This window comes from Xenorhabdus thuongxuanensis, from assembly GCF_001908095.1.
Taxonomy (GTDB): Bacteria; Pseudomonadota; Gammaproteobacteria; order Enterobacterales; family Enterobacteriaceae; genus Xenorhabdus; species Xenorhabdus thuongxuanensis.
The window spans coordinates 78,607-91,356 of the sequence record NZ_MKGR01000004.1; the positions used below are offsets into that span (position 1 = coordinate 78,607).

Below are 12,750 nucleotides of genomic sequence, written 5' to 3' on the forward strand. Positions count from 1 at the left end.
GTATCTTTGACAATCTGTGCTATTTTTCATCGGGTTGGCAAACTGAACTCATGTGTGGAATTCAATAGAGTATGAAAAAGAAGATAATCTCGAGGATTTATCTTGGATTGTTGTTGATTGCTTCCTTGATATTAGTGTTTGAGAAAGGTGGAGATATTTATCCTGCACTGGTATCTGTCGGCGTATTCGGCATCATCTTTGGCCTGGCTTTTTTAGTTTCAGCGCGCTGGTTATTTTCGGTAGTATTCACTGGAACGTTGTTTATCATCCTAAAATTCCTCAACCAGATAAAAATCCATTACTATAAAGAACACCTGATGTTTTCTGATTTGAATGTTATGTTAGATCCTTCAAATCAGGAGACTTTACACCATTATTGGCTGGCGGGTATCGCTGTAGTGGCGATGTTTATCTGGTTGATATTCAACATGATATTAAGCTGGAAAGTAGTACATTCTGCACGTGGAATTAAATGGCGCTTCGCCAGTATCATTTTGATGGTCGTGAGTGCCTGGGGTGTCAACCTAACGGTTAGTGCCTACCATGCTCAATGGCAAGGGGAATTACCGAAGGGGCGGGGAACGGTGACCAATATGGTGATGTCTGCCTCAGATGCGCAATATCAGCCACCAAAATTCGGCTCATCTGCTGATTATTTCTTGCAGCAGGCGAAACAAGTGACATTGCCTGAACCTCAGTCAGAGGTTAAACCCGATGTAGTTGTATTGCTGCAAGAGTCCACTGTCAATCCCCATATTTACCAATTACCTGCCAATGTGCAGTTGCCAGATCTCTACATGTTCCGGCGTGACGCGGATGTCAGCGCCCAAAGCCCACTCAGGGTACAAACCTTTGGTGGTGGAACCTGGTTATCTGAATTTTCCGTTTTAACCGGATTGAATACAGATGATTTTGGTTCACGTAAAAATGCGGTGTTTTATTTTGTCGTTGATCACCTGAGAAACAGCCTGTTCCGGGCAATGAAAGACAATGGCTATTACACGGCTGTTCTGACACCGTTTAATAAATCGGCTTACCATGCGGGACATGCTTATAAGATATTGGGCGTTGATCGAATTATCCAACCGCAGGAGTTAGGTTACCCCGCAGACATGGATGAAAATTTGTGGAAAATCCCGACACAAGACATGTTGTCTTATGTGAAAACTATCTTAGCTAAGGAAACAGACAAGCCGATTTTTATTTTCTCTCTGACCATGTATGAACATGGGCCTTATGAAGAGAGCCATCATGATGATTATGGTTTGGCTGATAAAGTTAATTCTGCAACAACGGCGGGTAAATTTAGCCATTACATGGAAAAAATCGTGGCGTCTGATCCTGCTATCAGGGATTTCAGTGAATTCGTTGCCACTCGCGATAAGCCCACCGTTTTCCTCTATTTTGGTGATCACCAGCCAAACATAAATTTTGATCACTATAACTCTCCGCTACCTGATCCAGCACATGTTACTCAGTTTACTTTGCGGGATAACCTGAAACAGGGAGCATCAATAACAACGGGCAAACTGACAGATATTTCCTTCCTCGGTGGAATAATTCTGGAGCGTGCCCGTTTATCAGCCCCAGCGTTTTATCAGGCGAATATGATCATGCGCCATTTATGTGATGGTGCCTTAAATGATTGCCAGGATAGTGCACTGGTAGAGAGTTATAAACATTATATTTACCAGCAGTTGGCGGCGGCAGGTAAGGAATAATTTTATCCCTTCTGATAAAGAAACCTCCGCAACTGAAATATTGCGTAGGTTTATTTGAAGGCTTATATCAAGCAAAATTTGTATCAAGAACGTGAGGCTGTGATGCGATAAGCGCAGCGTCGGTGACCACTAAGGATATATTCGGTTCTTTCCACATTGGCTTGCAGGATCTCCCGAAACAGTTTCAGTTCTGTCCGACAAAAGCCCTGGCACAATTTGGCTGCGGCACAAATTGGACAATGGTTTTCAAAAAACAGAATATCGCCATTTTCTTCAACAGAATAATAAGCCATGTAGCCTTCTCGGCAGCGGATCGAGACCAGACGCTCAACCTTCTCCTGTAACTCTGTAGCACCCTCCATCGCCTTTTTATAGTTGGAAAAAGCCTCTTTTTCACGGGCACTGATAATCACGGCCATAGCATCTTCACCCAACTGGCTACGAATAATCGAGATCAGTTGCGTTGTTAGCTCTGCATGGGCATCAGGAAATTTGGCATGGCCTTTCTCTGTGATATGCCAAAGCTGTACTGGACGCCCAACGCCCCTCGTTTCTGATTTTGCTTCAACTAATCCCTCCTTAGCCATTTTCACAAATTGTTGACGGGCTGCTTCTCCAGTTGTGCCCAATAATTTGCCGGCATCAGAGGCTTGTAAGGCACCTTGAGTTTTTAGCAGCATTAATAGCTTCTCACTCACTGTTTGCCCTACGATTGTACTATTTTCCAAGTCATCGCTTGACATATTGTTGATCCCGACATTAATTTATTCCAAGATTTATCTTGTTTAATTTAGCGTAAGATTTTTCACAACTCAACCTGTGTTCAGGGCAAAAATTATGATAATGACTGAGGAAAGCCGCTGGAGGGATCTGTTTTCCAGCAAAAATGCTCCGAGTGCGATAGCACTTTCACTGGGCGTGGTATTGATGGCAATTAATACCTTAATTGCGATTACTATTCTGCCTTCTGTCGTAAATGATATTGGAGGATTGAATCTCTATGCCTGGAATACGACATTGTTTGTCGTGGCATCGATTATTGGCTCCGTTCTTTCTACGAGATTATTGAGTGCATTAGGCGCAAGAAATGCTTATCTGGTTGCATCATTGGTCTTTTTCATCGGCAGCTTACTCTGTACCCTTGCACCGACGATGGAAATCATGCTAGTTGGCCGAGCCACTCAGGGTCTTGGTGGTGGATTTTTGTTTGCCCTTTCCTATTTGATGATTAATCTCGTATTTGCTCAATCACTTTGGCCTCGAGCTATAGCGTTGGTTTCGGGGATGTGGGGCGTAGCGACTTTAATAGGTCCAGCTATTGGCGGTGTTTTTGCTGAAATGGATGCATGGCGTTACGCTTTTGGCATTATGCTTCCCATTATTCTGTGTTATTCCGTATTTACCTACCTGATTTTACCTAAAACAGAGGTGCAGAATAAAACCAAAACAGCATTGCCCATTGTGCAATTGATCCTATTGTCAGCAGCGGTATTGGCGGTTTCTTCAGGCAGTTTGTCACAAGATGTTCGGCTCAACATTCTTGGCATTGTTGCTGCTGTGGTATTAATTTTTTTATTGATCATCCATGAGCGCCGAGCTTCAGCAAGGTTATTGCCTGAAAATACCTTAAGTTTACGTTCTCCCCATTTGGTTTTATTCACTACCCTATTTCTATTGGTAATGGGTTTATCGGGGGATGTTTTTATTCCTTATTTTCTGCAAATTCTGCATGGGCAATCCCCTTTGGCCTCTGGTTATATGGTTGCTTTCGTGGCAATGGGTTGGACTATAGGGGAAATACTCAGTGCTAGCTGGCAAGGAGCAAAGATGTGGTTTGCAATTGTCAGTGGCCCTATCTTCATGTTGGTTGGTATGTTGTTGTTGCTTGTATTGTTGCCATCCCAGTCGACAGGGGAGTGGCAGATTATGCTACCGATGAGCTTGGGATTGGGGGTGTTTGGCTTTGGGGTTGGATTCGGCTGGCCTCATATTTTGACCCTCATTTTGCAGGTTTCCAGTGAGGTGGATAAAAGCATCGCCGGTTCATCTATTACCACCATACAGTTATTTGCCTCTGCATTTGGTTCTGCACTGGGGGGGATGATTGTCAATTTATTTGGATTTTATCAACCAGGGGGAGTTGAAGGGGCAGCTTCTTCTTCTTATTGGCTATTTTTACTCTTTTCTATTGCACCAATATTGGCATTATTAACAGCATTCCAATTAGCAAAAATTAAGGTAGAAGAATAGATTTATTATTAACGGCATTATTATAAAGGAAAAGTAATGCCGTTTTCTCGATTGGATATTTTAATTCTATTACTGTTGCTTCAGTTATTTGATGATATAACTGATTACAAAGACTGAAAGTAGGTTTACGTGAATGTTAAAAAACAAAGATAAATACGATTGGGTAAAATTAGCTTATCCTTCTGAAAATCAAGGTGGATATCCGTGTTTTTGCCAAGCTAAATATTGATGGTGGGTATTGATAGCTATAAGCTATGAACGAATCCTTCATTTCTCAATGATTGAATGATTCCTCTTATCAGAGATGAATGAGATATATTAATCGCGTAGCTTCTGGCTTTATCTGATGTTGGCTCTAATAGTTTCTGTTCTACTAGTTTAGTTCAGTAGAGATACCGCCCAATACATAAGTACACCATTCTTCAAGCCCTTCATGAGTTCCAAGATCTTCTTTCGATAACATTTCATAATATTTGTTTCTATCGTTGCAAAACACTGCTGTAGGATTGAGAACTCTGCTGCCAGCTTGAACATTAAATCCATACTTGATAAGTAATGCCAAGTTAACAATCTTTACTGTTCGATCGTTTCCATTGCTGAAAGGATGAATCCAACCAAAGCGATGATGGGCAAGAGCCATTTTCATTAAATCGTATTTAGGGCTGTCTTCATGGTTAATGAAAGAGGTTAATTCATTCATATAGTCAGGGACTTTTATGCTATCAGGCGGAAGATGCTCTGATAGTAAAAAAGCCATCCGAATTTATTCATTGAGTAGGTGGCTTAAACCAGCATGAATGCTGGATTGGTGTTATTCAATATTTTCTAGGGGTACACCCTTGGGTACACGCTAAATCGAGGTGTACCCTGAATTGATAAAAATGCGTACAAGCATGAAAATCACGTATTAGCGATGTGATTACTTTTTGAGTTTTTTCTTGGCTATCGTTTCTAATTGCTTGATGCTTTTCTCTGGTGGTGGTAAATCCTCTGGCATTGTTCCGCCCAACTCTTGGATCGTATCTCTTACTTTACTTCCAACATCAAAATGAGTCTTGTTTGCTTGCGTTTTACTTTTTACGTTATCCCGTCTCAGCTTTTCCTCGGCTTGAGTTGCTCTAAATAAGTTAGCAGCAAGCTCCGTTGACCCCATGTGATCTAATATGCGCTGTGATTTTTTTAAGCCTTTTCGCTGGTGGATTGCTTTCTGGTCTAGTCCACCGTATAAACCTTGATAGCCGTGATTTTGGAAAATGGCAAAATCAATATTTGTTTCTACTCCTGCTCGCTGGGCTGTTTCAACCAACTGTTTATTATGCTCTTTTAATTCATTTCGCAGAAATAACCGTTTTTCATCTTCGCGTAATTTTTTGAACGCATCATTATCTGCTAGCTCTTGTCGCCTAGTCTGAACTGCAAAATATGTTTGTCCTGCGGCTATCACTGGTTTGCTTGGATCGCCATTTTGTACAACGAGGTAGCAAGCATAGCGAGACAGTATCACATCCTTTAATTTTCTTTGTGCACCTGAGCCAATATTGACCATATCGAGGACATCCTCGAAATGGTCTTCAATATTGTGCCCGCTATGGGAGCAGGCTTCTTTAGCTCGCTCTAAAACAGGCGTGAAGTGGCGGTACTCTGAATATTCAAGAAGCTTAGAAAGCTCTCTAGCTGACCAAAATTCGATACCAGATTCATCAATTCTTTTTATTTCTTCAAATGGCTGGTGGTGTTGCTCCATGTATCGAACCTCTCATGTTTGTTAGTGGTATAGATTGATAATACAGATAGCTTACTCTTAACATAATTCAAATACTGTTAGCCATCCAAGAATAACATCCCCGTATTTTGTCACTGCCTCCGTTTCAAACGGCATCGTGATTTTTCACTGCTGCGATTTGAAATGCTGGCAGTGGTTAATCAGTTCGTTTCAAACGTAATAATAGCAACCGAAAAATATTTTTCACCTGATAAGCCCATCTCTTTAAGAAGTGTGTTTATTAACCGCGTCGCTAAATGATACGAGCAAAGTCCGATTATCGGACATTGGATTTTGCATACCGATATTTTCGGTGCTTAAACTGAACCTCTTAAAGAGGGGCAGTTCAACCTATTGGGTGATCTATAACTAAACCTCTTAAAGAGATGTAGTTCTTGTTCCTGACTACGAGACAGGTAACCCAAAATAATTGGGTCAGTTACATACGGGGAAATCCCGCATGTACAAAAGCAAAAGGTATTGAGATTTCCTCTATACCCTAAATAGGGATTTGTTCTATAGTTAGCTAACTCCTTGATTTCCTTAATCTCTGTCACCATGCCGGAAATAAGTAAAATCAATAAGTTATAACACATACCTACGTAACTCATTGATTATTAATAATTCCTGCTCCATGCAGGATATGAGTTAAATCAACGGGTTAGCTAAATGCCATCAAAATCAGCCAGCCGTTGCCTCTGTTCCTCATTGAGGCTGAACGCAAAGTCTTCATGCTCGGCCTGCCATGTGCCGAAGCTCATCAGGAACGCAATAGCAGGGTCGATTTTGTTCGCGGATTTCTTTTTGTTCGGTTTGATATTGGCGTTCGCGTCCGTTTCCATCACCACATTGGACATCGCCCATGCGAGCACCGGATCGCCGTTGTGACGAATGACCTTGCGATTCACGAACACCTCCGCCGATTTCGCCACCGGGCTATACCGCATATAGGTTTGCGGGAACGGCTCAACATCCAGCCCTGCACCCTGTAGTTGTGTGCGTAAGTGTGTGGCGTTCCATGTGTCAAAGCCCACCAGTTTGATATCAAAGTGTTGGCTGTCTTTGAGAATGTCATCACGGATACGATCATAATCAATACAATCGCCGGTCGTGGTACGTATCCAGCCTATTTGTGCCCATTGGCGATACACTGCCCGATTCTTATTAGCAGGGTTCTGTAGCTGGGCTTCGGGTAAATAGTGACGGGTCAGTAATAACAGTTCGTTATCCACGGGGAACGTGTAACAGATACTGGTGATATCCCCCGTTGAAGATAAATCTAATCCAGCGTAGCATTCCAAGCCTTTGAGGTCGTTTTCGTCATAGTCTGACTGGCAGCCTTTCCATGCGCCTTCACCCATCCACGGCGTTTCGCCCTGACACCAGATATTAAAGCGTTTGGTTAACATCTCTGTCCATTGTGAGGGAATGCCGCGGGCTTTCTGTATCGTGTCATGCAGTGCGGCGCTGTCTACTGAGACATCCAGATTCGGGTTAGCCTTTATCCAGAGCGCTTCATCATCAATCTCGTGCTCGTCGTCCAGCTCGTAAATCAGGGCAAATAATGATGCGTTCTGCTCTTCGCCATTCAATATCTGGCAGCAATAATCATAGTGCTGCTTACAGGCTGAAATTACGTTACTGCCTGCCGTGGTAATGGCAAACAGGATACCTTCGGGACGTGCGCCCATGCCCAGCTCAAGAGCAGAATACACGGCGTTATCCGGGTGTAAATGGTATTCATCAACAATAGCAAGAGAGGGGTTAGTGCCCTCAATCGTGGCGGCTTTGGCTGCCAGTGGCTTTAACAGGCTGTTGCTCTTGGCATAGGTGACTTTGTGTTGCTGGATAGATACCCGCTTCTTGAACGGTTTGGATAACAGGCACATCTGCCGGGCATCATCAAACACGATACGCGCCTGATCCCGACTCACGGCGGCGGTGTAAATATCCTGCTGCCCGTTCTCCATCACCAGAAACCAGTTAGCCAGTATCGCGGCTACCGTGGATTTGGCATTTTTGCGCGGCACCTGAATGTAAGCACTGCGGTATTTGCGGCGACCTGTGGCCTTCACTTTGAAGCCGAACAGGTTGGCAAAAGCGAATTGCTGCCACGGCTCAAGCATGATGGGTTTACCGCGCAAGTGCCCTTTGACGTGCGGGCAGAGACGGGCAAAGCCAATAAAACGCGCTACGACTTCGGTATCGAACACATAAAGCGGGTTATTCCGGTCATTATAATAGCGCTTCACGGCCTGTTTTACGCGCTTACAGGCCGGAATTGTGCCGTTTTCGATATCAAAAGCGTACTGTTCCCATGCGTTCATCGGGGTATCACTCAGGCCATCAGCACATCTAAATCATCGGGTTCATCGCTTTCTACCGGATTTCGGCGGCGGGATACCGGATCGAAGCCCAGCAATGACGACATTTTTATCATGATTTTCTCGGCATCGGCCTTCGCTTTCAGTGACGGGTTACTGGTCGCTGCGCCGCGTGAACCTTCCACTGCGAACCCGCGTACTTCAATATCTTCAACGGCCTTACGGTAAATCGCATAGTTGACGCAATAGAGTTCTAAGTTGTTCCAGTCCGCCGGGCTGAGATCTTCCCGTTCATTGAGGATTTTGGCTTTCGATTTCCATTGCTGCGCGGCGATATCATTTAAATACTCAGGGGGTTTGGGTGCTCTTGCCATAATAGATTGTTTCCTATGAAGTTACTGCTATTGAAAAAAGTGCCGTGCATAAAAATTTGAGCGGCGGGTGGTGCCACGAGACAGGGCGTTTGTCATTTTTGACACCCCTACCCCCTCTGTACGCTTCTCTAACGATTTCGAAAGCATTCCATTAGCTCCCTATCACGCTGTGTCTTGCGCCTCGCTATGGGCTTCTCAGGCGCAATCTGATTTTGTTGTCGGTAAGGTTCACTGTGCTTGAGTAACCCTTTAAGGAGTTGATCCACTTCATCTTCACGCATCTTGGTTATACTCATGAATCCAGTCATTGCGCTGGGCTGCCTTTGCTTCCCGTTCCCGATATTCCCCATTCTTACGCCGCTGTTTCGTTGTTGGGTCAGTGGTCACGGTCTTTCGACTATGGCAGCTATTGCATAGCGGCTGGTGATTGAAGTCAGGCCAGAACAACACATCACTACCGCCATCAATGGGGATAATGTGATCCACAATCGTTGCCGGGGTGTAGCTGTCCTGCTTTAAGCAATGCACACACAGCGGGTTAGCCTTAAGGAATTGCAGACGGTATTTATCCCATGCTGGCGTATAGCCACGTTCACGCCTTGAACCCCGTTGCTTGTCCTGCTGTCGGTTAATCTCTCGTCGGTGCTGTTCACAACGACCAGACTTGACCCGCTCACGACAATTGGGATAGCTACAGCGCTTTAACGGTTGCCACGGCATCAGTACACTCCTGCATCACGATAGACAGACCACAGGGATTTGATGGTAAAAGGCACCTCCTTAAGCTCTGCCTCCGTTGCCATCGCTCGATTCTCATACAACAAGCCGATATAGAGTAAGCAGCCCACTTTAATAGCAGGGCTGAATACCAAGCCTTCATCAAATCGTTTACCGATATGTTGCTGGCAAACTTCCAATGCAGCCCCGGCATAGCCCTTAAGCAGTTCGTCTTCAAGCGTATTGCTTTCGTCTATCCGGCAATGTTGTTTGATTTCGCTTAGGGGAATATCAATCTTATCCATTCGGTAAGCCTCTCTTGCAAAGCAGCTCTAAGCGGGTGTGTTGGGGATCGGGGATAACCGCCACAATGTTAAAGAACTGGCCGCTGGCACTGTCACCCTGATAGAAGATACGGTTTGCGGTAGTGATATCAGGACGGTAACGCAGCCAGATACGCACGGTGGCTTCGGTGAACACTGCACCAGAGGCGAGCAATTCCCGCCCGCTGATATGTTTGACCTCCGCCCAGACCGTGGCGACATCCTGCCATTTTTGCATACGCTGCCCCGATGGTAATTGGATCTGGGTGAAGTTTTGTAACGTGATACGATGCCTTAATGCGCCTGCTCTCATTCCTTGCCCTCCGGTTGTTTCTTCACTTCTACCGTCTGCTTCCATGCCTGACTGAATTCATCGCCGCCTTCACGGGGGGATAAGCCTTCCCGTTCACGGGCTTCATTCGGGCACATCACACCGGATTTAATCGCCGTCTCATAACTCTGGAAACGTTCTTTGGGATTGGCACGCAATAAATCGGCGGTATCAAACTCAACTTGGTAGCGAATGCCCCGTTTTGGTGATGTCATCAGCAAGGCGGATTTGATTTGTTGCTCAAAATTGGCCAGCCACGGGCGCATGGTGATCGTCAAAAAAGCGCGTGAGGCTTCGCTAAAGTTGCTGTAGGTACTGTTTGAGTACTCTTGCAGAAAGATAGGACTAACGTTGAACATACGGGCAATATCTTCAATGGTGAAGCGACGAGAGGCCAGCCATTCCGCATCCTGATTACTCATGCCTAACTGCTGATATTCCATCCCGCCCTCAAGAATGGGCGTTTTGCCAGCATTACGGGCACCTTTGTAACGTTCGAGGGCTTCCAGTGCCTTATTGCCCTTGAGTCCATCCAGCCAGTCAGCGGATTTAATCACGCCCGCCGCCATCATACCGTCTTTCATGATGCTTGAACCGTGGCGTTGTTGTGCCAGCCCTAAGCCCAATGTCTCACGGCAAATAGTGACAGGCGAGCGACCAAGAAAGCCATCTTCGGTGGCATAGCGCAAATGCAGGATTTCTTCCTGTAGGTAGGTTTTCACCTTGCCGCTATAAGGTTCGGTGATGGTATAGGCGAACCGGTGATCGGATAGCCGTTGCGCTACCACCGCCGACTGCGGGTAAGGGTGCAAGGATTGTGGCTGTCCATCGTTTCCCCAGACTATCACGGCATAGGCATTACCATTTAACAAGCAATGACGCATCAGGGTGCGCTTAAACTGAAAAGGCGTCTGGCAGTCATTCGGGCATTCATTGAGCAAATAATCTACGGGGTGATCACTGAGCCACTCGCGGGATTCTTTGCCGTTCTGGTGCTGAACCCGATAGAGATAGCAAGGCATGGTCGCCACGGCTTCACTAATCACCGTGACAGCATTCATCACGGCGGGTAAGCCTTCCGCTGTAGACGGTGAAACATGCTCGCCGGATTTGGTGTTAGATATACCTGCCAGAGAAAGAAACTCATCAATACTGACACTGCGAGTCTCAGCGGCTTTACGCTTAAAAGGCCACATAATCACACCTCAGACAGTTGTAGCCAGTAATGGCGCAAATCCACATTGTTAGGCTTAACCCTATTCAGCGAACGTTTGGCAATCTCAACACCACTTTCAGGATAGGCGGGCAGACTGGTGATGGTGATTTCCCGTAATTCAGCTTCTAAAACGGTTCTCAGATAAGGCTCCTGATCCACATCCCACTGATCTTTAATGGCTCGAAAACCAAAGGACATACCGGAAATATCACCCCGTTCAACCAGTGCCAGTACATCACGCCCCAATTGGGTATCAGGCGGGGTTAACTCAAAGTATAATCCGGTGGCATCTTCGGCAAGCTGCAATGTACCAGACGTAGTGCGGCCTAACAGGTTCATGTGATCATGCTCATAAAGTGCCCTGATATCTGTCCCCGCCGTTAAGCTGGCACTAAACGCCTTCGGGGCGAACTGTTCGACAAACTCATCCCACAAGACTTGTGATCGGCTGTTCCACTTAATCACGTAGCCTGTCAGTTTTTTATCACTGGCAGACAGTGAAGCAGTGCGGATTTCAAAATCATTTTTCATCTATGGACTCCAAGACTAAAAAGGGGCGTTGTGCCCCTCTTGCTATTTACTGGTTGTTTTCACTTCCAGTACCTTGATGGCGTTGGAGTCCACCAGCCCACCGCCTAAATATTTGTCGGCATACACCTTATAAAATCCTGGCTCGGTGATATTGTCAGGACGGGTACGGGTGCCGGTTTCATGGTCAACGATGAAGTAACCGCGTTTGAAATCCCCCAGACCAATGAGGCTATCGGGCATAAATTCGAGGTAATGGACAGGCAAGCCCAGCAGCATATCAGGATCACCGGCTTGCAGACGTTCGCGCCAGATGTAATCCCCGTTACCGTTTTTCAGCTTCTGCACTTGGGCGGCCGTTGTGGAGTTCATCACCCACATCGCATTCTTACGGTACTTATTCTTGAGCAGGAATTTCAGGTCAATCAGGCTATCGGCTTCCAGTTTGGTTGCTTCCAGCTTTTGCAGGGTGCCAAAAGTGCGTACCTTATCGGCTTGGGTATCACGGGGATAAGACAGGAAGCCTTTTGCTTTTTTGCTGCCATCACCGCTGACAAGATCCGTTTCTTCGGTATCCACAAAGGTGTCTGCAATTTCTGAGGTCAACCAGCCCAAGATATCTACATCGCTAAAATCGATGATTTCTTGGGTAGTCTTAGGATAGGCGTAGATAGGAAACAGCTTGATGCTGACTTCTTCCATCTTCGGTGTAGAAGTCTCACTGCGCGCCTTGCCTTCTTCCCCGTGGGCGACCGCTGCGCCACCAACCGAAACAAGCTGTTTATACTCGTTGCTGCGCGTGGTCTTAATCGTACAAATCCGGCGCATAACCGACTCACAGGTAAGTTGCTGCATGATCTGTTTGTTCAGTTCCGGGATAACGGTATAGCCGCCCTCTGAGGGTACGCCCGTAGACAAGGTGCGGGTTTCGCCCGTCAGAATATAATGGCGCAGTTCGTCATTACTGAGTGTTTCATTGGCAGGCTGTTTCTTGGCCTGATTGCGTTCTTCATCAGATAAAGCCTCATAACGGGCTATTTCTGTATTCAGCGCATCAGACTGAGTGCGCAGCTCGTCAAACTGTTTGGCTTCATCCGCATTAAGAGAGCGCTTTTCGTCTTCCGCTTTGGTGAGCAGTGAGCGCATTTGTTGGGTTAAATCGGCTTTTTGCTGGCGTAATTCGAGCAGTTTTTTCATGAAATGG

Annotated in this window: 13 protein-coding genes and 1 pseudogene; 3 read left to right on the forward strand and 11 right to left on the reverse strand. The window is 45.8% G+C overall.

What is annotated here, in order from left to right; genetic code table 11:
* The first annotated feature begins 71 nt into the window (after nucleotides 1–71).
* A complete protein-coding gene (locus tag Xentx_RS04095) occupies nucleotides 72–1,721 on the forward strand; it encodes an LTA synthase family protein (protein ID WP_074019005.1) in 1,650 nt (549 codons plus the stop codon).
* Nucleotides 1,722–1,804: 83 nt separating this feature from the next.
* On the opposite strand, the gene Xentx_RS04100 is transcribed toward Xentx_RS04095, so the two are convergent.
* Entirely contained in the window at nucleotides 1,805–2,464 is a 660-nt protein-coding gene (locus tag Xentx_RS04100) for a helix-turn-helix transcriptional regulator (RefSeq protein WP_074019006.1), read from the reverse strand.
* Nucleotides 2,465–2,558: 94 nt separating this feature from the next.
* Between Xentx_RS04100 and Xentx_RS04105 the strand changes: the two genes are divergently transcribed.
* Nucleotides 2,559–3,971 (forward strand): MFS transporter, encoded by a 1,413-nt coding sequence (locus tag Xentx_RS04105; protein ID WP_074019007.1) that lies wholly within the window; start codon nucleotides 2,559–2,561, stop codon nucleotides 3,969–3,971.
* A gap of 245 nt (nucleotides 3,972–4,216) precedes the next feature.
* Here the strand turns inward: Xentx_RS04105 and Xentx_RS04110 are convergent.
* From Xentx_RS04110 to Xentx_RS04125, 4 genes and pseudogenes are all read right to left on the reverse strand, one after another.
* A pseudogene (locus Xentx_RS04110) lies at nucleotides 4,217–4,713 on the reverse strand (Fic family protein); the annotation flags it as partial.
* Nucleotides 4,714–4,890: 177 nt separating this feature from the next.
* Nucleotides 4,891–5,715: a DNA damage-inducible protein D gene (gene dinD, locus Xentx_RS04115; protein ID WP_074019008.1), complete on the reverse strand. Its 825-nt coding sequence runs from the start codon at nucleotides 5,713–5,715 to the stop codon at nucleotides 4,891–4,893.
* A gap of 683 nt (nucleotides 5,716–6,398) precedes the next feature.
* The gene (locus tag Xentx_RS04120) at nucleotides 6,399–8,060 is read right to left on the reverse strand and encodes a terminase large subunit (RefSeq protein WP_074019009.1); all 1,662 of its coding nucleotides are present in this window, start codon (nucleotides 8,058–8,060) and stop codon (nucleotides 6,399–6,401) included.
* Nucleotides 8,061–8,071: 11 nt separating this feature from the next.
* Complete coding sequence (locus Xentx_RS04125) at nucleotides 8,072–8,431, reverse strand: phage terminase small subunit P27 family (RefSeq protein WP_074019010.1); 360 nt, start codon at nucleotides 8,429–8,431, stop codon at nucleotides 8,072–8,074.
* Between the two features lie 70 nt (nucleotides 8,432–8,501).
* On the opposite strand from Xentx_RS04125, the gene Xentx_RS19090 reads away from it, so the two are divergent.
* Entirely contained in the window at nucleotides 8,502–8,672 is a 171-nt protein-coding gene (locus tag Xentx_RS19090) for a hypothetical protein (protein WP_167366743.1), read from the forward strand.
* Nucleotides 8,673–8,704: 32 nt separating this feature from the next.
* On the opposite strand, the gene Xentx_RS04130 is transcribed toward Xentx_RS19090, so the two are convergent.
* From Xentx_RS04130 to Xentx_RS04155, 6 genes are read right to left on the reverse strand one after another with little or no spacing between them, the layout of a single operon-like run.
* Nucleotides 8,705–9,151 (reverse strand): HNH endonuclease, encoded by a 447-nt coding sequence (locus Xentx_RS04130; protein WP_074019011.1) that lies wholly within the window; start codon nucleotides 9,149–9,151, stop codon nucleotides 8,705–8,707.
* Complete coding sequence (locus Xentx_RS04135; protein ID WP_074019012.1) at nucleotides 9,151–9,453, reverse strand: head-tail connector protein; 303 nt, start codon at nucleotides 9,451–9,453, stop codon at nucleotides 9,151–9,153. The genes Xentx_RS04130 and Xentx_RS04135 overlap by 1 nt, the downstream gene beginning before the upstream one ends.
* The gene (locus tag Xentx_RS04140; protein ID WP_074019013.1) at nucleotides 9,446–9,784 is read right to left on the reverse strand and encodes a phage head closure protein; all 339 of its coding nucleotides are present in this window, start codon (nucleotides 9,782–9,784) and stop codon (nucleotides 9,446–9,448) included. Before Xentx_RS04140 ends, Xentx_RS04135 begins: the two co-directional genes overlap by 8 nt.
* A complete protein-coding gene (locus tag Xentx_RS04145; protein ID WP_074019014.1) occupies nucleotides 9,781–10,998 on the reverse strand; it encodes a phage portal protein in 1,218 nt (405 codons plus the stop codon). The genes Xentx_RS04140 and Xentx_RS04145 overlap by 4 nt, the downstream gene beginning before the upstream one ends.
* Before the next feature lie 2 nt (nucleotides 10,999–11,000).
* A complete protein-coding gene (locus Xentx_RS04150; RefSeq protein WP_074019015.1) occupies nucleotides 11,001–11,549 on the reverse strand; it encodes an HK97 family phage prohead protease in 549 nt (182 codons plus the stop codon).
* Between the two features lie 42 nt (nucleotides 11,550–11,591).
* Nucleotides 11,592–12,743, reverse strand: a complete 1,152-nt coding sequence (locus tag Xentx_RS04155) for a phage major capsid protein (RefSeq protein WP_074019016.1) — start codon at nucleotides 12,741–12,743, stop codon at nucleotides 11,592–11,594.
* Nucleotides 12,744–12,750: the final 7 nt, after the last annotated feature.